At 72.0% G+C, this 19077-nt stretch carries 16 protein-coding genes; 3 read left to right on the top strand and 13 right to left on the bottom strand.

Going from position 1 to position 19077, the window contains the following annotated elements; translation table 11 throughout:
• Window positions 1-144: 144 nt before the first annotated feature.
• Both ER308_RS00225 and ER308_RS00230 read left to right on the top strand, forming a co-directional pair.
• Complete coding sequence (locus ER308_RS00225) at window positions 145-1428, top strand: ATP-grasp domain-containing protein (RefSeq protein ID WP_131153148.1); 1284 nt, start codon at window positions 145-147, stop codon at window positions 1426-1428.
• 97 nt (window positions 1429-1525) lie between these two features.
• Window positions 1526-3547 (top strand): CocE/NonD family hydrolase, encoded by a 2022-nt coding sequence (locus tag ER308_RS00230; RefSeq protein ID WP_131153149.1) that lies wholly within the window; start codon window positions 1526-1528, stop codon window positions 3545-3547.
• Window positions 3548-3622: 75 nt separating this feature from the next.
• Here ER308_RS00230 and ER308_RS00235 read toward each other — a convergent pair whose 3' ends face one another.
• From ER308_RS00235 to ER308_RS00285, 11 genes are all read right to left on the bottom strand, one after another.
• Entirely contained in the window at window positions 3623-4345 is a 723-nt protein-coding gene (locus tag ER308_RS00235) for a head GIN domain-containing protein (RefSeq protein ID WP_165491690.1), read from the bottom strand.
• 255 nt (window positions 4346-4600) lie between these two features.
• On the bottom strand, window positions 4601-7378 hold the full coding sequence (gene aceE / locus ER308_RS00240; RefSeq protein WP_131153151.1) for a pyruvate dehydrogenase (acetyl-transferring), homodimeric type: 2778 nt from the start codon (window positions 7376-7378) through the stop codon (window positions 4601-4603).
• 184 nt (window positions 7379-7562) lie between these two features.
• On the bottom strand, window positions 7563-7790 hold the full coding sequence (locus tag ER308_RS00245) for a hypothetical protein (protein WP_131153152.1): 228 nt from the start codon (window positions 7788-7790) through the stop codon (window positions 7563-7565).
• Between the two features lie 438 nt (window positions 7791-8228).
• Window positions 8229-8894, bottom strand: coding sequence for a nitroreductase family protein (locus ER308_RS00250; protein WP_131153153.1), 666 nt, complete (start codon window positions 8892-8894; stop codon window positions 8229-8231).
• 40 nt (window positions 8895-8934) lie between these two features.
• Window positions 8935-9204 carry a DUF6504 family protein gene (locus ER308_RS00255; RefSeq protein ID WP_131153154.1) on the bottom strand — a complete coding sequence of 90 codons (270 nt, stop codon included), beginning with the start codon at window positions 9202-9204 and terminating at the stop codon, window positions 8935-8937.
• 468 nt (window positions 9205-9672) lie between these two features.
• Entirely contained in the window at window positions 9673-10611 is a 939-nt protein-coding gene (locus tag ER308_RS00260; RefSeq protein WP_131153155.1) for an ABC transporter substrate-binding protein, read from the bottom strand.
• A gap of 273 nt (window positions 10612-10884) precedes the next feature.
• A complete protein-coding gene (gene thiE / locus ER308_RS00265; protein ID WP_131153156.1) occupies window positions 10885-11541 on the bottom strand; it encodes a thiamine phosphate synthase in 657 nt (218 codons plus the stop codon).
• A complete protein-coding gene (locus tag ER308_RS00270; RefSeq protein WP_131153157.1) occupies window positions 11538-12389 on the bottom strand; it encodes a thiazole synthase in 852 nt (283 codons plus the stop codon). The genes thiE and ER308_RS00270 overlap by 4 nt, the downstream gene beginning before the upstream one ends.
• Window positions 12390-12391: 2 nt before the next feature.
• Window positions 12392-12601, bottom strand: coding sequence for a sulfur carrier protein ThiS (gene thiS / locus ER308_RS00275; RefSeq protein WP_131153158.1), 210 nt, complete (start codon window positions 12599-12601; stop codon window positions 12392-12394).
• Window positions 12602-12606: 5 nt separating this feature from the next.
• A complete protein-coding gene (gene thiO / locus ER308_RS00280; RefSeq protein ID WP_131153159.1) occupies window positions 12607-13788 on the bottom strand; it encodes a glycine oxidase ThiO in 1182 nt (393 codons plus the stop codon).
• Window positions 13789-13939: 151 nt separating this feature from the next.
• On the bottom strand, window positions 13940-14368 hold the full coding sequence (locus ER308_RS00285; protein WP_131153160.1) for a hypothetical protein: 429 nt from the start codon (window positions 14366-14368) through the stop codon (window positions 13940-13942).
• A gap of 226 nt (window positions 14369-14594) precedes the next feature.
• On the opposite strand from ER308_RS00285, the gene ER308_RS00290 reads away from it, so the two are divergent.
• Window positions 14595-16844, top strand: a complete 2250-nt coding sequence (locus tag ER308_RS00290; protein ID WP_131153161.1) for a Stk1 family PASTA domain-containing Ser/Thr kinase — start codon at window positions 14595-14597, stop codon at window positions 16842-16844.
• Window positions 16845-16872: 28 nt separating this feature from the next.
• Here the strand turns inward: ER308_RS00290 and ER308_RS00295 are convergent, their stop codons facing one another.
• Together ER308_RS00295 and ER308_RS00300 are read right to left on the bottom strand one after the other, a co-directional pair.
• Window positions 16873-17898, bottom strand: a complete 1026-nt coding sequence (locus tag ER308_RS00295; protein ID WP_205745796.1) for a GntG family PLP-dependent aldolase — start codon at window positions 17896-17898, stop codon at window positions 16873-16875.
• Window positions 17899-17963: 65 nt separating this feature from the next.
• The gene (locus ER308_RS00300) at window positions 17964-19001 is read right to left on the bottom strand and encodes a 6-phosphofructokinase (RefSeq protein WP_205745797.1); all 1038 of its coding nucleotides are present in this window, start codon (window positions 18999-19001) and stop codon (window positions 17964-17966) included.
• Between the last annotated feature and the right edge of the window lie 76 nt (window positions 19002-19077).

Consider the following 19077-nt stretch of genomic DNA (forward strand, 5'->3'; position numbering starts at 1 on the left):
ACGTCAGTTCGATACGTGGTGACGAGTGTACCGCCGAGCGTGGAACCGCACGCCCCACGAGATGCCTCCCGACCCGGCGGTAAAGAGCCCGGCCGGTGCTACGCTCATCCGTGCCCCGCCCCTCTCTCGGCGCCTGAGGACGCGATGCCGCGCAACGTCTTCGTGATCGGGCTTGACGAGCCCAACCGAGCGCTGCTCGAGCTGCTGCCCGCGGCCCGCGACTGCACGTTCCACCCACTCCTCAGCTTCGAGGAACTGCGAGGCGTCGAGCACTTCCCCATCCCCGAGCTGCTCGCGGAGGCGGAACGACGGCTCGACAACTTCGAGGGGTCGATCGACGCGATCACGACCATCATCGACTTCCCCGCCACCGAGTTCGTCCCGCTGCTCGCCCGACCACGCGGGCTGCACACCCCGAGCCTCGAGGGTGTCCTGGCCTGCAACCACAAGTACTGGAGCCGCCAACTGCAGGAGGAGGCCGCGCCCGAGGCGGTGCCCGGCTATGCGATCCTCGACCCCTACGGTGACGACCCCCTCGCCGCGACGGGGCTCGAGCCCCCGATCTGGGTCAAGCCGCTCAACGCGTTCCGCAGCCACCTCGGCTTCAGGATCAATCAGCCCCAGGACCTCTACGCGGCTCTGCCGGTGATCCGCGAGGAACTGCCCCGCTTGGCCGCACCCTTCGAGTCGGTCCTCAAGTACGCCGACCTACCCCCGCGCCTGGCCGAGCTCGGCGGGAAGGTCTGCATCGCCGAGCAGATCATCTCCGGCCGGCTCTGCACGGTCGAGGGCTACGTCCAGCACGGCGTCCCACACGTCTACGGCATCGTCGACAGCGTCCGCGCGCCGAACCGCAGCTCCTTCGCGCGCTACCAGTACCCGTCGTCGCTGCCGCCGCCGGTACAGCGCCGCATCGTGGACATCGCCGAGCGGGTCATGACCTCCATCGGCCTCGACCACAGCCCCTTCAACATGGAGCTGTTCTACAACGCGCGGCGCGACACGATCGCCGTTCTCGAGATCAACCCCCGCCTGTCGCAGAGCCACGCCCCCCTGTTCGACCTCGTCGACGGGGTGAGCCATCTGCAGGTGATGACCGACGTCGCGCTCGGCCGGCCGCCCGAGATGCAGAGCGGGCAGGGTCGCTACGACATCGCGGCGAAGTTCTTCCTGCGTGCGTATCGCGATGCGCGGGTGACAGCCGTGCCCAGCGAGCAGCAGATCGCGCGCATCATCGAGCGCATCCCCGGCACGAAGATCAGCGCGCTCGTCGAGGAGAGCACCCAGCTGTCCGACCTCGAGGACCAGGACGCCTACAGCTTCGAACTCGCCGAGGTCTACCTGGGTGCGCGCAGCAACCGCGAGCTGCTGGCGCGGTGGCACGCGGTCCGGGAGGAGCTGGCCTTCGGCTTGCAGGATCCGGACTGACACGTGGACCTCCGCGCCACCCGCTCGCGCGGGGCGGCGCGCAAGTGGCCCCCGACCGGCGCAACCACATCCCGTTGCAAGGAGCCCTGCCGCGAGCATGGAGACCGTCACCGATCTGCCACACAAGACTCGCGTCGTCGAGCACACCTGGATCCCACTGCGGGACGGCACCCGGCTCGCCGCGCGGATGTGGATCCCGGAGGGCGCCGAGGACGATCCCGTCCCGGCGATCCTCGAGTACATCCCCTACCGCAAGCGCGACTTCACGCGCAAACGCGACGAGCGCACGCATCCCTACTTCGCCGGCCACGGCTACGCGGCGCTGCGGGTGGACCTGCGCGGCTCGGGTGACAGCGAGGGGGTGCTCACCGACGAGTACCTGCCGAGCGAACTCGACGACGGCGAGGACGTGCTCGCGTGGATCGCCGAGCAGCCCTGGTGCGACGGCTCGGTCGGCATGATCGGTATCAGCTGGGGCGGGTTCAACGGGTTGCAGCTCGCGGCGCGTCGCCCGCGAGCACTCAAGGCGATCGTGACCTGCTCGTCGACCGACGACCGGTACGCCGACGACGTGCACTACATGGGTGGCTGTCTGCTCGGCGACAACCTGTCGTGGGCCTCCACGATGTTCGCCTACAACGCCCTGCCACCCGATCCCGCACTCGTCGGTGACCGCTGGCGCGCGATGTGGCACCAGCGTCTGGAGGGGTCCGGTCTCTGGCTCGAGACGTGGCTGCGCCACCAGCACCGCGACGCGTACTGGCGCCACGGCTCGGTGTGCGAGGACTACGCCGCGATCGACTGCCCCGTCCTCGCCGTCAGCGGGTGGGCGGACGGCTATTCGAACGCGGTCTTCCGCCTCCTCGAGAACCTCGACGTGCCCCGCGCCGGACTCATCGGTCCGTGGAGCCACGTCTACCCGCACCTCGGCACGCCCGGGCCGGCCATCGGGTTCCTGCAGGAGGTCGTCCGGTGGTTCGACCGGTGGCTCAAGGGGATCGAGAACGGGATCGACGACGAGCCGATGCTGCGCGCGTGGATGCAGGACGCGGTTCGCCCGGTCGCCACCTACGACCACCGACCCGGCCGCTGGGTCGCCGAGTCGGTCTGGCCGACGCCCCGCATCGTGACCCGCCGACATCCCCTCACCAGAGGCCGGATCCTCGAGCCGCGCGAGTCGCCCGGCGCCCTCGAGCCACGCGCGATCCAGTCCCCGCTGTCCCTCGGCCTGTTCGCGGGCAAGTGGTGCAGCTACGCGGCAGCCCCGGACCTGCCCCACGATCAACGCGAGGAGGACGGCGGCGCGCTCGTGTTCGACACCGAACCCCTCCCCCAGCGCTTGGAGATCCTCGGGCGCGCGGTCGCCGACCTCGTCCTGGTGCCGGACCAACCCGTCGCGATGATCGCCGTCCGCCTGATCGACGTCGCGCCCGACGGGAAGGCCACCCGGATCACCTACGGGTTGCTGAACCTGTGCCACCGGGATGGCCACGAGGCACCCCGCCCGCTCGAGCCGGGCGTTCCGGTCCGCGTCGCGGTCAAGCTGAACGACGTGGCCCAGGCCGTCCCGAAGGGCCATCGGATCCGCCTCGCGTTGTCGACCTCCTACTGGCCGCTCGCCTGGCCACCGCCTCGCCCCGTGACGCTGCAGGTACACCCCGAGGAGAGCGCCCTGCTCCTCCCCGAGCGTCCGGCTGTCCAGCTCGACGACGAGGTCGAGTTCGGACCGCCCATGGGCACGTCGCCCCTCGAGACCGAGACCGTGGAGACGGGCGAGCACAACTGGCTGGTGACTCGGGACCTCGCCGCGGACCGCTCCCAACTCGAGGTGATCGAGGACCAGGGGGCTTGGCGGATCCGCGCCCACGGACTCGAGGTCCGCCGCAAGACCTACGAGTGGTACCGCTCGACCGCCGACGACTTCACGAGCGTCGAGGGCGAAGTACTGACCACACGTGCGCTCTCCCGGGGCCCTTGGTCGGCCGAGACCGTCGCGCGCACCCACCTCTCCTGCGACGAGGAGAACTTCCTCGTGCACGCGACACTCGACGCCTACGAGAGCGGCCGGCGGGTCTTCGCCGAGACCTGGGACCTCGTCATCCCGCGCGAACTCGTCTGACGGCGGCACCCTCGCAGACCGACCGCACTCGCGCGGCCGACCGCGCTCGCGGGACCGTGACCGCGTCGCGGTCGCCTACCGGTCGGACCGACTCGCGGTGGGCCGCGCCTCGGAGGCGCCGCTCAGGTTCTGGCGCACCCCCGGATCGCCGGCGTACTCGACCGAGGAGGCGCCGGAGGCCTCGATGTCCAGCTCCTCGAGCGTCTGCACCGCGACGTCCGACGAGCCGCTGGCCTCCACGGCGGCTCGTTCGGTCTCGAACGCGCCGAGATCGAGGGTGCTCGACCCGCTGGCACGAGCCTCGAGGTCCCCCGATTCGCCCACCAGCGCGATGCTCGAGGCACCCCCCGCACGCACCTGCGTCGTGCTCGCCGTGACACCGGCGCGGACATCGCTGGCTCCGGACGCCCGCACGTCGACCCCATGGCCCTCCAGATCGCCTGCGACGTCCACCTCGGCGGCCCCGGACGCGTCGATGGCGGCGAGGTCCGGGAGGGTGAGGGTCGCCCGGATGTGCCCCGCGTCGCCCCACCAGAACGTCCGGCCCGGACGGATCGAGAGCCGGTCGCCCTCCACCTCGACCGTCACCCGCCGCAGCGACCGCCGGGGCCCGCTGAGTTCCAGCGAGGGTTCCTCACCGAGCGTGACCTCGACGGTGGTTCCCCCGCTGACCCGCAGGGCGTCCACGTCGGTGACGGGCACGCTGTGGGATTCCTCGGGCCCAAGCGACGCCCTGGGCACGGTGCAGCCACCCACGAGGAGGGCGCCGACGATGAGCAGCAGCAAGGTGACCCGCACGAGACTTCCTCCGGTTCGCTCGTCGGTGTGCTGGTGGCGCGACGGGATCGGCCGCGCCTCGGTGACGAGCTCACGATCGCACGATGGAGGGGTGGGGGCGATCAGGGATCGCCCCCACCGACCCCCACGAGCGGGCCTGCCGATGGGGGGCGCCCCGAGGCTCCGGTCGCCTCGGACGCTGCGGGGAGGCGGGAGCGGCCCGGGCGGACCGGAATGGGCCGCTGGTAGACCCGGGGTGCGGCTCTCGCGGAGCCGCTAGGGCACGTCGAAGCCGGCCTCTGGGTCGAGCTCGTAGCGGTCGATCGCCTCGGCGACCGTGTCGGTCTTGACCTCCCCTGCCTCGGCGAGTTCGGCGAGGGCGGCCACCGCGATGTGCGGCGCGTCGATCTGGAAGTGACGCCGGAGCAGCTCGCGGGTGTCGCTGCGCCCCCAACCGTCGGTGCCCAGCACCACGAAGCGCCCGGGCATCCAGGGGGCGATCAGGTTCGGGACCGCCTTCTGGAAGTCGGTCACCGCGATCTTGGGGCCGGGGGGATCGGTGAAGACGCGCTCGACGGTGGGGACCTGGCGCTCCTCGTGCGGATGCAGGCGGTTCCACCGGTCCGCGCGCACTCCGTCCCGGTGCAACGGCACCCACCCGGGCACGCTCCAGAGGTCGGCGCCGACCTCCCAGTCGTCGCGCAGCAGGTCGACGGCTTCGCGGGCCATCTTCATCGCGCTACCGGACGCGAGCAGCTGCACGCGGTGCGTGGCATCGTCGGGGGCCTCCGCGTAGCGGTAGACGCCGCGAACGATGTCGAGCTCGTCCAGGCCCTCGGGCATCGGGGGTTGGACGGTGGGCTCGTTGTACATCGTGAGGTAGTACATTACGTCGCGTCCGTTCGGACGCGCCAGCGGGTCCTCCCACCCCTCGTCGCCGAGCATGCGGTTCACGCCGTCCTCGACGAGCACCGAGATCTCGTAGGCGAACGCGGGGTCGTACGCCTCGACGGCCGGGTTGCTCGCAGCCAGCAGGAGCGACTGACCGTCCTCGTGCTGGAGCCCCTCCCCGTTGAGGGTCGTGCGTCCGGCGGTCGCCCCCGCGAGGAAGCCGCGCGCCCGCTGGTCGCCGGCCTGCCAGAGCGAGTCTCCCGTGCGCTGGAACCCGAACATCGAGTAGAAGACGTACACGGGCAGCAGGTACTCCCCGTGGGTCGCGTAGCTCGAGCCGGCGGCGGTGAACGAGGCGACGCTGCCGGCCTCGGTGATCCCCTCGTGGAGGATCTGGCCGTCCCGCCCCTCGATGTAGGCAAGCAGCATCTCGCGGTCGACGGGCTCGTACATCTGCCCGTGCGGGTTGTAGATCTTCACCTCGCGGAAGAGCGAGTCCATCCCGAACGTGCGCGCCTCGTCGGGGATGATCGGGACGACCCGGTCGCCGATCCCCTCGTGGCGCATGACGTCGCGAACCTGGCGGACGAACGCCATCGTGGTGGCGATCTCGTTCTTGCCCGATCCCTGCTTCAGTTCGCTGTAGACATCGCGCGACGGAAGCTCGAGGCCGTGCACCTGCACCCGACGCTCGGGCAGGTAACCACCGAGCTCGCGCCGCCGCTCGTGCAGGTACTGCATCTCCTCCGAGTCGTCCCCGGGGTGGTAGTACGGCGGAAGACCACCCTCGAGTTCCTCGTCGCTGATGTCCAGGTACAGGCGGTCCCGGAACTTCTTGAGCGCCTTCTCCGAGAGCTTCTTCATCTGGTGGGTGGCGTTGCGGGACTCGAAGTCCGGCCCGAGCGTCCAGCCCTTGATGGTCTTCGCGAGGATGACGGTCGGCGCGCCGGTGTGCTCCGTCGCACGCTTGAAGGCGGTGTAGACCTTGCGGTAGTCGTGGCCGCCGCGGTCCAGCACCGGCAGGTCGTCCTCGGTCAGCGAGGACTCCTGCAGGATGCGCTCCAGTTCGGGTGAGTCGAAGAAGTTCTCACGGATGTACTGACCACCGGAGGCCGCGTACGTCTGGAACTGGCCGTCGGGCGTCGAATTCATCTTCTCGACGAGCTCGCCGGTGTGGTCGTGCGCGAGCAGCTCGTCCCACTTGCGGCCCCAGATGACCTTGATGACGTTCCAGCCCGCGCCGCGGAAGAGCGATTCCAGCTCCTGGATGATCTTGCCGTTGCCGCGCGTGGGCCCGTCGAGCCGCTGCAGGTTGCAGTTCACGATCCACGTCAGGTTGTCGAGACCCTCGCGAGCGGCGGGAAGCAGCCCGCCGATCGACTCGGGCTCGTCCATCTCGCCATCGCCCAGGAAGGCCCAGACACGGCTATCGCTGGTGTCCACGATGCCGCGATGGAGCAGGTACCGGTTCAACCGCGCCTGGTAGACGGAACCGATCGCCCCCAACCCCATCGACACGGTGGGGAACTCCCAGAAGTCCGGCATGAGGCGGGGATGCGGGTAGCTGGCGAGGCCTCCGGGGGTCTGTTCCTGGCGGAAGAGGTCCAGCTGCTCCTCGGTGAGCCGACCCTCGAGGTACGCCCGGGCGTACATCCCCGGGGAGGCGTGGCCCTGGTAGAAGATCTGGTCCCCCGCCCGGCGGCTGCCGTCGGGCGCAACCTTGCCGCGGAAGAAGTGGTTGAAGCCGACCTCGTAGAGGCTCGCCGCGCTCGCGTAGGTCGCGATGTGTCCGCCCACCCCGATCTCAGGGCGGTTCGCGCGGGTCACCATGACCGCCGCGTTCCAGCGGATGAACGCGCGGATCCGGCGCTCGGTGTGCTCGTCGCCGGGGAAGTGCGGCTCCTGCTCGGGCGGGATCGTGTTGATGTAGCCCGTGGACGTGAGCATCGGCACGCCGACCCCGTGGGCGTGCTGCGCCTTGAGCACCTGCATCAGCAGGTGACGCGCACGCTCTCGGCCGGAGTGCTCCACGACGGCCTCGAGTGACGCGAGCCACTCCGCGGTCTCGTCGGGATCCGAGTCGGGCAGTTGGCTCGGGATGCCGTCCACGAGCACGCGATCCTCGGCACGGGCGGGGGTGGGACGGGTCTCGTCGCTCTCCATACTGCTCCCTGGACCTCGCGATTCCGCACGGGATCCTCCGCGCGGCTGGTGACCGTCCACCCTAGCCGGGCCACCCGTGCCCCGGGAAGGCGGCGGGCGCAGATCGGGACTCCCGACCGGGCGGACGAGGGACGTGCGGGTGCGGGCGCGAGACCATCGGGCGTGAGGTCATCGGGTGGGCCTCCTACGCGCTGTCCTGGGTCTGGCGGATGTACATGTGGAGGAGCTCGGCACAGTCCTCGAGCTGATCGGCCCGAGCGCGAAGCTCGAGGGTGGAGCTCTCGAGGTCGGGGGCGATCTCGGACAACGCGACCTTCGTGGCTTCGTCCAGCCGCGAGGCGGCGCGGCGAAGTCCCTCCGCCTCCACGTTGAGTTGTACCGCGAGCGACCCGAGCCGCGTCGTTGAGTCCACTGCGCCACCTCCCGCACACTGTGAGTAGTGTCGTCACCGTAGAGCGCTGTCTCGAGTATGGCCTTTGCGAAACGTCGTGACCGCCCGGCTGACCCGATGCTGGCATCGCAGTCTCCCCGCCCCGGAGGTGTGGACAAAACCGCGGGTGCCCCGGAGGTGTGGACAAAACCGCGGGTGGAACGATCCCTTCCGTCCACACCTTCCGGCTGGCGGCCGGGTGAGGGGCTCGCTGTGGACAGGAGCGCCAGCCATCGCGCCCGGGCATGTCCACACCAAGGATGCGGTGGCACGACGCCACGACGGTGTGGACGGAGGTGACCACCGGCGGGTGCTGTCGTGTCCACACCCAGCCGACCCAGGCCCGGGACGAGCGCACAGCGCACCAGGGTCCGCCGCACCGAGCGATCGGTGCAAGCCGGAAGGAGCCGGACTCGCGGCTCAGGAGCCGTTCGGAGCTGGCCCTCCGACGTGGCCACGCCAGACGAACGAGTCGACGCCGGTGCGGGTCCGTGGCCGAGCGTCGCGCTCGACCAGCTCGTCCGGCACCGACCGAGGGTCGGCGGCGGGATGGCCGAGCGCGAGCAACGCCACGGGCTCGAGGCCTTCGGGGGCGCCGACGGCCTCGGCGGCAGCAGCGCGATCGAAGCCGGCCATCGGGTGCAGCCCGAGACCCCGCGAGGTGGCCTCGATGGCCGCGGCGAGCGTCGCCGCGCCGACGTCGTGCCACGCGTACGGGTTCTCGCGAGACGGCTTGTCCTCGCGGGCGGGGAACTCGCGGGCGGCCAGGCTCAGCAACAGCACCGGTGCACGATGCGCCCAGGCGTTCCCGGTGTGCAGGCAGTCACGAAGCCGCTCCCGGGCGGCCGGGTCCTCGTCGTCGGCGACGACGAACCTCCAGGGTTGGACGTTGCCGTTCGACGGGGCCCATCGGGCGGCCTCGAGCAGCGCTCGCACGTCGGCGGGATCGACCGAGCGATCCGGGTCGAGCCCTCGTGGGCTCCACCGTCCGGCGAGGAGAGGGTGGATCGGGACATCGGTCGGCGCCGGACGAGTTGGCCGAGCGCGACGCTCGTGGGAGGTGGAACGGACAGCAGGATCATCCATCGAACGCAGCGTAAGGCATCAGCGGTGGGCGGGACGGGGGTCAATCCCACACCCGGGTGACCCGCCACTCCCCTCTTTCGTGGACGAGTTCGATGATGCCCAGGGAGGTATCCACGCGCCAGAGGTCTCGTTGTGGGACCTCCAGCCCGTGCCTCCACCACGGTCCCGTGTCCTCCCGCCAGAAGCCCAGGATCGAACGGACCCGATATATCCGGCCCTTCCAACGGAACCTCGACGGAGCGCCGTCGTTCGCCCGTCGATCGGGCAGGGTATCGACCACTTCGACCCTCTCCCGCACGCGTTTGGTCATCACCCCTCCACGTATCGGCGCACCTGCGTGCCACAAGGGACCCCTGGGAAGGTGAGCCCTGGGAAGGCGGGCCCGGCAGACGAACCCTGGGGAGGTGGGCCCGGCAGACAAACCCTGGGGAGGTGGGTCCGGCAGACGAACCCTGGGGAGGTGGGCCCGGCAGACAAACCCTGGGGAGGTGGGCCCGGCAGACAAACCCTGGGAAGGCGGGCCCGGCAGACAAACCCTGGGGAGGTGGGCCCGGCAGACGAACCCTGGGAAGGTGGGCCGGAAGCTGGCCCTGGGAAGGCAGGCCCGCGGAAGGGATGCGGGGAGAGGGGCCGGAGCGGCGACCGGAGCGTGCCTTCCCTTCACGCCCCGGCCGCCCCGGCCGGCCTGACCGAACGTACGTTCGATCAGAGGGGACGGTACGTCAGCTCGACCGGTTCGTCAACCGGACGCCGGCGACGAGTTCGGGCCATCCGGGCCCTATCCGTCGTCCGGGGACCCATCGAGCTCGGCGTCGTCCGGGGACTCCTCGAGCTCGTCCAACTCGTCGAGGAACCGCTCGGCCAGCTCGTCAGGCGCCTCGCCGCCTTCGTGCTCCGCGTTCAACCTTCGCAAGGTGGCGCTGTCGAGGGCATCAACCAGCGGTTCGAGCACCTCCCGGATCTCGCCGCGGTCAGCGGGGGATCCTTGTCGCGCCACCGGTGCCACGAGGAACGAGGGGAAGACCGACAGGTCGTCGGCGACGGGCACGAGTCCCTCCGCGTGCGCTGCTCCGGAGGTCGCGGTCGCGAGGCCCGCGAAGCACGTGCCCGAGGCGACCCCTGCGATGGCCTCCTCCTCGCTCATCGGTTGCTGCGAGAGGCGGGTCAGGTCGATCGCGTACTCGTCGGCGAGCGCGTCGAGGCCCCCCGGACGCTCGATGAAGTCCGCGTCGGCGCAGAGCGTGCGCTCGCCCCCGGAGAGTTCACCCGCGAGCCAGCTCATACCGGCCTCGGGGTTCGGTCGCGACCCTTCCCTGACGAACAGCGCGAAGGTGGCGTCCGCGTCGGTCGGCTCCAGCCACAGCAGGCCGTTGCGACGGTCCGCCTCACGGACCCGCTCCCACGACTCGATCGGGTCGGCGGGTGGGGCGGGCTCGCGCATCCCCCGTGACCAGGCCGCCCCGGTGTAGTCCCAATAGAGGTCGACCCGGTCGCGCGCTGCCTCGCGGCGCAGCCCCACGGTCGTCCCGAGCTCATCGCTGCGTTCGACCGGCACTTCGGCCCGTTCGAGTGCCTCGACCGTGAGCGCGGCCAGCACCTGCTGCTCCCCGAGGGCACCGACCCCCACGGTGACCGGCTCGGACTGCGCGGCCGAAGACAGGCCACAGCCCGCCGCGCCGAGCAGCACGACCGCGCCGGTGAGCAGTCGGAGTCGCATCCGGGCTCAGTGTGCCAAGCACCGCGGCTTCCGACATCGACGACTCGATATCGGCGCGCCAGCGCGTGCCCGTGCGCCGGTTGACCCCCCCGATCCGGCATCTCCTGGGAGTCGCTCACCCCGCGCGAGCAGACCGCTCGCCCGCCGTTCGAGCCTCCGGCGTTCCCGCTGTCGTCAGTGATCCATCGACAAGCTTGCCCGGCCGACGATGCCCGACCGCGGAGGTGCTCGCAGCGGTCGTTGCCGACCGCGAGGCCGAGGCGGTCGGACGCGTCAGCCGGCCCGCTCGATGCGCTTGGCGAGGTGACCGGCCACCCGGGCGGGTTCCTCGGCCTCGGTCAGCGCACGCACCACGACGACCCCGTGAGCGCCCGCCTCCAGGACCGGATCCACGGTGTCCAGCGACATGCCCCCGGTCACGAAGAACGGCCGGTCGGCGACCGCCGCGGCGTGGCGCACGGGTTCGAGGCCGATCCCCGCACGGCCCTCCTTGGTCGGCGTCGGGTTCACCGGGCCGACCCCGAGGTAGTCTGCGTCGGTCTCCAAGGCCTCGTCGATCTGCTCGATCGAGTGGGTGGATCGGCCGACGATCCGATCCTCCCCGACGATGGCGCGGGCGGCTTCCACCGATCCGTCCTCCTGGCCGACGTGCACGCCGTCGGCATCGACCTCGCCCGCCAGTTCGGGATCGTCGTTGACGATGAACAGCGCTTCCTCGGCGGCCGCGACGGCTCGGAACGCGGTGGCGGCACGACGCTGACGGTCGGTGCTCGCCTCCTTGTCGCGGAGCTGGAGGAGATCGACACCGGCGCCCGCGACCGCGCCCAGGAACCCCAGCAGGTCGTGATCGGGCCGGGTGGCCGGCGCACAGAGGTACAGCCGAGCGCTGGCCAGGCGGGTACGGCGCCAAGCGCGGTCACGGTCGGTCACGTGTCACCCCGTGATTCCCCTGCGGCGGTGCCGAGCTGCGGCATGCCGTGCGGGTCGGTGGAGGCCCGCGCGTGCAGGCGCCGCGGGATTCGTCCCGCGGAGGCGGCCAGGTTCCCCGCCGCGACGGCTGCCCGCATGGCCGCGGCCATGCGGGCGGGGTCCTGTGCCCGTGTGACCGCGCTCGCGATCAGCACGCCGGCGCAACCGAGCTCCATCGCGATCGCCGCGTCGCTGGCGGTGCCGATGCCGGCGTCGAGGATCACGGGCACCGACGCCGCCTCGGTGATCGTCGCGATGTTCGCCGGGTTGCGGATGCCGTCGCCGGACCCGATCGGCGAGCCCAGCGGCATGACGGCGGCGCAGCCGATCTCGTCGAGATGCCGCGCGACGACGGGGTCGTCACCGCAGTACGGAAGGACGACGAAGCCCTCGTCCACGAGGCGCTCGGCGGCGTCGAGGAGCTCGACGGGGTCGGGGAGCAGGCTCCGCTCGTCGGCGACGACCTCGAGCTTCACCCAGTCGGTGCCGAGCGCCTCGCGGGCGAGATGGGCGGTGCGCACGGCCTCCACCGCCGTCTGGCAACCCGCGGTGTTGGGGAGCACGGCGGCGCCACACTCCTGGATGGTCCCGAGCAGCGTTCCGCGACCGCCCCCGGCGCCGCCCGCGCCCAGACGCCGCATCGCGACGGTCACGAGCTCGCTGCCGCTCGCCTCGATCGCCTCGGTGAGGACCTGCAGACTGGGGGCCCCGCCGGTGCCCAGGATCAGGCGGCTCGACAGGGGCTGCCCGGCCAGGACCAGTGGCCCGGGGTCGGGCACGTCGGTCGGGCTCGTCACGGGAGCGGCCATGGCTACCCTCCTTGGGCGGCGCCGACGACCTCGACCTGGGCGCCCTCGACGAGCGCCGCCTCGGTCCACTGTCCGCGCGGCACGACCTCGCCGTCGACGGCGACCGCCACGCCCGGGCGCTCGGGGTCCTGCCCGAGTTCGGTGACGAGATCCGCGACCGTCGCGCCCTCGGTGACGGTCCGGGGCTCGCCGTTCACGTGGATACGGGCCATGCCCCTCATCCTCCTTCGGGGTCCGCGCCCACCGCGGGTACCTCCCCACTCGTGCGGGGCTCGAACCGTTCGACCCCGAAGCCGTGGGCCTCCTCCGGCGGCGCGTCACCGGCCGCCCAGGCGGTCACCGCCTCCGACGTGATCGGAGCCAGCAACAGCCCGTTGCGCCAGTGACCGGTCGCGACGATGAGGCCGTCGGGACCGCTCGGCCCCAGTGCGGGGGCGTTGTCGGGCGTCGCGGGACGCAACCCGGTCGCGGTCTCGAGGAGTTCGTGCTCGAGCAGGCCCGGCAGCAGCTCCGTCGCGTCGCGCAGCAGGTCGTGGACCGCGCCGGCCGTGGCCCGCCGGTCCCAGCCCCGTTCCTCCGCGGTGGCGCCGACGACGACGTGCCCGTCCGGGAACGGGACGATGTAGACGAGCAGCCCGCGGATCAGCCGCTCGGCGATCGGGGGCTCGCCGGGCTCGGCGTGCAGGTGCAGCAGCTGCCCCTTGACCGGGCGCACCGGCGGGAGGGCCTGTGCGACGGCCTCGTCGGGCTCCGTGCGCCCGGCCAGCGCCGCGGTGCCGGCCCCGGCCGTCACGACGACGGTGGGCGCGTCGATCGAGCCCCCATCGGCGAGGCGCACCCCGAGCACGCGCGAGCCGTCGGAGCGCACCCGCTCGACCTCGACGGGGGGCAGCGTCGCCCCGGCATCGCGCGCGGCCTGTGAGAGCGCCTCGATCAGCTCGCGGTTGTCCACGTGCGCGTCCTGGGGGCAGTCGATCGCACCACGCACACCGGGGGCAAGGGCGGGCTCGAGCCGACGTGCCTCACGGCTGCGCAGCAACGTCACGTCGAGCCCGAGTTGGTGCTGGAACTCGGTCAGCTGTTCGAGCTCGGCGCGGTCGCCCGCGTCGCGCGCGACCTTCAGCGCGCCGCACTCGCGGAAACCGACGTCGTTGCCCGTGACCCGGGTGAGCGACTCCGCGAACGCGGGCCAACGCTCCCGGCTCGCGAGATTCAGGCGGAGGTGCGCCGCCTCGCTGTAGGTGACCTCGGTGACCGGCGCGAGCATGCCGGCGGCCGCCCACGAGGCGCCCCGGCCGTGCGACGGGTCGCAGCACACGACCTCCGCTCCCTGCTGGGCCAGTCGCCAAGCGCTGGAGAGACCGATCACGCCCCCGCCGACGACGATCGCGTCGGCCATGGCGGCACCTCCTCACGTCGCGGGTGCCGGGGCCGAGGAGGCTCCCTGCGCCCGCGTGACCGGGGTTCAGGTTCGGACGGTCGGCGCGCCGCGTGGCGCCCTCTCAGCCCGCCGCGCGCGGGCTCCCGTGCCGTGCCCGACCGTATCGCAGTCAGAGCGCCGGATCCGAGAGGTCGAGGTGGGCGAGGTGGCTCTCGAGGCGCTGGATCTCGGCGGCCACCGCTTCGATGTCGCGCTCGAGCCGCGCATCGTGGCTGGGGAACAGGAGCTGCGACGAGGTGTCGGCGGCGCCGATCTGCCACTCCTGCGATCGCGCCCACTCGCCCAGGGAGAACTCCCAGGTGAACAGTGCCTCGCGTCCGTCGTCGTGAACCCACTCGGTGAGGTAGCGGTTCGGGGTGCGCGCGAACTGCCGCGTGCCGTGGCGGTCCTCCTGGACGAACGCGAAGCCCAACGCGTCCAGGCCCTCCAGGAACTCACCGCCGGGGTCGGCCGGCTCGGGCGGAGGTGGCTCGGGCGGAGGTGGCTCGGGCGGAGGTGGCTCGGGCGGAGGTGGCTCGGGCGGAGGTGGCTCGACCATGGCCGCAACGTACCCTCGGGCGTCCCGAGCGACAGCCCTTCGGGTCCGCTGCGGGCGCACCGCGCTCCCCCGTGAGACCGATCCGGTCGGTCCCGAGCCGTCCTCGGCCGCGCGGGCGGGGCGCTGGCCCCGCGCAGGCGCTGTCTGCAGCGAGCCTCGCCTCTCGGTCGCGCGGGCGGGGCGCCTACCGCGCTGCGCACGCTCGCCGGCCTACACTTGGTAGGCGATGCGCAGCGCCGACGATCCTTCCCCCGCGCCGCCGGACTCCGAGCTGCGCAGCTCGCCCCTGCTGTTCGACCGTCAGCACGAGTGGCACGAGCAGGAATGGGAGGCGCACTCCGAGGCCGGCGTGTGGCCCGATCCCCATCGCGATGCCGTCGTGCGGCCGGGTGAGCTGCTCGACGGCCGGTACCGGGTGGGAGCCCGCATCGGCGCCGGGGGCATGGGCACGATCCACCGCGGGCGGGACGAGCGGCTGCAGCGCGCGGTCGCGATCAAGGTCCTGCACGCTCATCTGGCAGACGATTCCGACCTGCTCGCCCGCTTCGCCCGCGAGGGTCGACGAGCAGCCGCGTTGAGTCACCCCCACATCGTCGCCGTGCACGACGAGGGAGTCGCGGGCCTCCCCTACATCGTGATGGAGCTCGTCGACGGTCCGTCGCTGCGTGACGTCCTCCGGGAGCGTGGCCGCCTGTCCCCGGCCGAGGCGATGGCCGCGCTGGCGCCGGTCGCTCGGGCGCTCGGGCGCGCGCACGAGGCCGGGGTCGTGCACCGGGACGTGAAACCCGAGAACGTGCTCATCGACCCCGAGGGCACCCCGAAGATCGCGGACTTCGGGATCGCGCGGCTCCTGGCCGGGACGAACCACACCCAGACGGGCGCGCTCATCGGCAGCGTGCACTACATGGCACCCGAGCTCGTCGATGGCGCCCGTGCGAACAGCGCGACCGACCAGTACGCGCTCGGGATCGTGCTCTTCGAGCTGCTCACCGGAGCGCGCCCGTTCTCCGGCGACACGCCGATGGCCGTTGCCTTGCGACACGTGCGGGAGCCGGTCCCTCCGCCCAGCGAGAGCGTCCCCGAGATCCCCACCGAGGTCGACGAGGTCGTCGGGCGCGCCACGGCCCAGGACGCCGCCGACCGGTTCACCGATGTCGACGCGTTCGCGGACGCCCTCGGGGCGGCCGTGCCCGATGGTCCCCAGCCCGTGGTGCTGACCGCGCCCGACGATCCCGACGGGGTCACGCTCGTGATCGGGGCGGCGACCACGCCCCCGGCGGGTCTCGTCCACACCCCGCCCGACCCGGGGGTCGAGGGCGCCCCTCATGGTCCGCCCGCACCCGGCGGTTTCGGACCGCCCGCGCCCGACCCGGGCATGCCGTCCCACCACGGCACCGAGGGACCCGACGGGATCGATGGCGACGGGGCCCACGGCATCGACGGCGACGGGCCCGACGGGGGCGATGCGGTGGACGGCCGGGGCGCCGGCGTCGAGGCGGATGCCGAGTCGAGCGCCGCGACGGCCCGTCCGCGGCGTCGCGGCCGCCGAGTGCTGGTCGTCGGCCTGCTCGCCCTCGGGCTGCTGGTGGGCGCGGCCGGTGGCGGGTTGGCCTGGTGGCACTGGGTGCACGCACCGTTGACGGCGGTGCCGTCGGTGGTCGGCATCGAGCAGGAGGCGGCGCTCGCCGAGTTGCGGGACACCGGGTTCAACCACGTGATCGCCGACGAGCAGCACCACCCCGACGTGGCCGAGGGCCACGTGATCGAGCAGGCGCCCAGCCCCGAGCAGGAGCTGCGCCCGGGCGAGGACGTCGCGATCACCGTGTCGCTCGGGCGGCGGTTCGCCGACGTTCCCGACGTCACGGGCCTACCGGAGTCCGAGGCGCTGGACGAGATCGAGGCCGCGGAGCTGGAGCCGGTCCGCGAGGAGCGTCACGACGACGAGGTGCCCTCGGGTCACGTGATCGAGCAGACGCCCGCGCCGACCGCCACGTCCGAGGAGCAGCTGCGCCAGGGGGACGAGGTCGAGGTGGTGGTCTCGCTCGGCATCGAGCAGGTCGAGGTGCCCGACGTCGTCGGCGAGGACGAGGGCGCGGCGACCGCCGCGCTGGACGACGCGGACCTGACCCTCGGAGAGATCGCGACGACCTGGAGCGACGAGCATCCCACCGCAGGCACGGTGATCGGTCAGAGCATGGATCCCGGCGCGACCGTCGACCGGGACAGCACGGTCGATCTCACCGTCTCGCTCGGTCCCGAGACGATCGAGATGCCGAACGTGCGTGGCGACGGGGTCGAGTCAGCCGAGGCCGAGCTCGAGGACCGGCACCTCGAGGTGGTCGTCGAGGGCATCCCGCGTCCGACGTTCGGACCGTTCACCCGCGGGGAGATCGGGCTCGTCGAGGAACAACTGCCCACACCGGGCGATGCCGTCGTCCGCGGCGAGACCGTGACCCTGTACACCTACCAGGAGTAGCGGACCCGTCCCGCCAGCCCCGACGCGCCTAACGAGCCACGTCGGCCAGCGCGTCCTTCAGGGCAGCCGCCGCGCGTCGGCAGTCGTCCTCGGTCACGTCGGGGTGGGTCACCAGCCGGGCGGTCGACGGTCCCAGAGCGCCAGCCCGCACGCCGCGATCGGCGAGCGCCTCGACGAGGGCGGCGGCATCGACGTTCTCGATGCAGACGATGTTCGTCTCCACCGTCCCGGCCTCGAGGCCCTCGGGATACACCTCGGCCACAGCGTCGGCGAGCAGGCGCGCGTGTGCGTGGTCCTCGACGAGCCGGTCGGTCATCTGCTCCAGCGCGACGAGAGAGGCCGCGGCGATCACGCCGGCCTGGCGCATCCCCCCGCCGTAGCGCCGCCGCCACCGGCGCGCCTCGACGATGGCGTCGGCGTCGCCGACCATCGCGGAGCCGACCGGCGCGGAGAGGGCCTTGGAGGTGCAGAACGACAGGCCGTCCACCAGGGCGGCGTAGTCCGCGACGTCGACCCCGGCAGCCACGGCGGCGTTGAACACGCGAGCCCCGTCGAGGTAGAGCGCGACCCCGGCCTCGTCGGTGAGCCGGCGCAGCCGGTCGAGCGTCTCCAGGGGCGTGACCGCCCCTCCACGGCGGTTGTGGGTCTGCTCGACACAGACGAGGGACGTCGGCGTCAGGGGGAACACGTCCGGGCGGATCGCCGCGGCGACCACCTCGGGGTCGAGAACCCCCCGGCTACCCGGCACGGTGCGGAACTGCACGTGCCCCAGGAGCGCGCCCGCGCCCGCTTCGTAGTTCACGACGTGGGCGTTGTCCTCGACGATCGCCTCGGTGCCCCCGGGCGCGAGCACCCGCAACCACAGCTGGTTGCACATCACCCCGCTGGGACAGTACAGGGCGGCCTGTCGCCCGAAGCGTGCCGCCGCGGCCTCCTCGAGGCGCCGAACGGTCGGATCCTCACCGTAGACGTCGTCGCCGACCTCCGCGTCCGCCATCGCGGCACGCATCGCGGGGTTCGGCCGGGTCACGGTGTCGCTGCGGAGATCGATCACGGGGCACTCACCAGTCGTCGGCGAACGGGGACCGGGAGACATCGGCTACCCGAAGAAGGCATCGGCTACCCGAAGAAGACCTCGGCGGCTCGATAGTGATCCTCCGGCACGCGGCGGAGGGAGCGCGTGGCCTCCGCGAGCGGCACGGGCTTCACCTCACCGCCGACGAGCCCGACCATCTGTCCCCACTCCCCCGCGACGGCCAGATCGACGGCGCGCACGCCCATGCGCGTCGCGAGCACCCGATCGAAGGGGTTGGGCGTACCACCGCGCTGCACGTGGCCCAGGATCGTCTCACGCGTCGCGAACCCTGTCTGCGCCTCGATGATCGGACGGAGGGACGAGGCGATCCCGCCCAGGACCGGGCGACCGAACTGGTCCAGCTCGTAGTCGGTGAGGTTCAGGGTGTCGTCGGCCGGCACCGCGCCCTCGGCGACGACGACGATCGAGAACGACCGCCCGGAGCCGTGGCGGCGCTTGAGGTGGCGGCACACCTGGTGGACATCGAAGGGGTGCTCGGGGATGAGGATCGAGTCCGCACCCCCGGCGATGCCCGCGTGCGTGGCGATCCAGCCGGCGTTGCGTCCCATGACCTCGAGGAGCATCACCCGGTTGTGGCTCTCCGCGGTGGAGTGCAAGCGGTCCACCGCGTCCGTCGCGATGTCGAGCGCGGTGGCGAAACCGATCGTGTAGTCCGTGCCACCGAGATCGTTGTCGATCGTCTTGGGAATACCGATGATCGGGACGCCGTGCTCGGCCGCCAGCGTGTTGGCGGCGGACAACGTCCCCTCGCCGCCGATCACGATGAACCCGTCGAGCTCGTACACCTCGAGGGCCTCGTGGATCCGGGCGACCCCGTCGGGCTCGGCGATCGGATCCGTGCGGCTCGTGCCGAGGAACGTGCCACCGAGGTGCAGCAGCCCGCGAGTGCTCTCGAGGGTGAGGGTCTGCGCCGTCACGTCGAGCGGGCCCCTCCAGCCGTTGCGAAACCCGTGCACCCGCAGCTTGTGGCTCTCGAGGCCGTGACGGACGACGGCGCGGATGGCCGCGTTCAGGCCGGGACAGTCCCCTCCCCCGGTCAGCACCCCGATGCGTTCGGTCACGACAAGCTCCTGATCGACGGCCCGTTCATGCACGGCGAGGACTCGGCCGTTGCTCCCGGCACCGGCCCACCGCCGG

The sequence above is a fragment of the Egibacter rhizosphaerae genome, from assembly GCF_004322855.1.
Lineage (GTDB): Bacteria > Actinomycetota > Nitriliruptoria > Euzebyales > Egibacteraceae > Egibacter > Egibacter rhizosphaerae.

Bases quoted from the DNA above. Each gene is read 5' to 3' on its own strand.
- ER308_RS00290 (WP_131153161.1), top strand. From the start codon at position 14,595: ATGCGCAGCGCCGACGATCCTTCCCCCGCGCCGCCGGACTCCGAGCTG.
- thiO (WP_131153159.1), bottom strand. From the start codon at position 13,788: ATGGCCGACGCGATCGTCGTCGGCGGGGGCGTGATCGGTCTCTCCAGC.
- ER308_RS00270 (WP_131153157.1), bottom strand. From the start codon at position 12,389: ATGGCCGCTCCCGTGACGAGCCCGACCGACGTGCCCGACCCCGGGCCA.
- ER308_RS00225 (WP_131153148.1), top strand. From the start codon at position 145: ATGCCGCGCAACGTCTTCGTGATCGGGCTTGACGAGCCCAACCGAGCG.
- ER308_RS00285 (WP_131153160.1), bottom strand. From the start codon at position 14,368: ATGGTCGAGCCACCTCCGCCCGAGCCACCTCCGCCCGAGCCACCTCCG.
- ER308_RS00260 (WP_131153155.1), bottom strand. From the start codon at position 10,611: ATGCGACTCCGACTGCTCACCGGCGCGGTCGTGCTGCTCGGCGCGGCG.
- aceE (WP_131153151.1), bottom strand. From the start codon at position 7,378: ATGGAGAGCGACGAGACCCGTCCCACCCCCGCCCGTGCCGAGGATCGC.
- thiS (WP_131153158.1), bottom strand. From the start codon at position 12,601: ATGGCCCGTATCCACGTGAACGGCGAGCCCCGGACCGTCACCGAGGGC.
- ER308_RS00255 (WP_131153154.1), bottom strand. From the start codon at position 9,204: ATGACCAAACGCGTGCGGGAGAGGGTCGAAGTGGTCGATACCCTGCCC.
- ER308_RS00250 (WP_131153153.1), bottom strand. From the start codon at position 8,894: ATGGATGATCCTGCTGTCCGTTCCACCTCCCACGAGCGTCGCGCTCGG.
- ER308_RS00230 (WP_131153149.1), top strand. From the start codon at position 1,526: ATGGAGACCGTCACCGATCTGCCACACAAGACTCGCGTCGTCGAGCAC.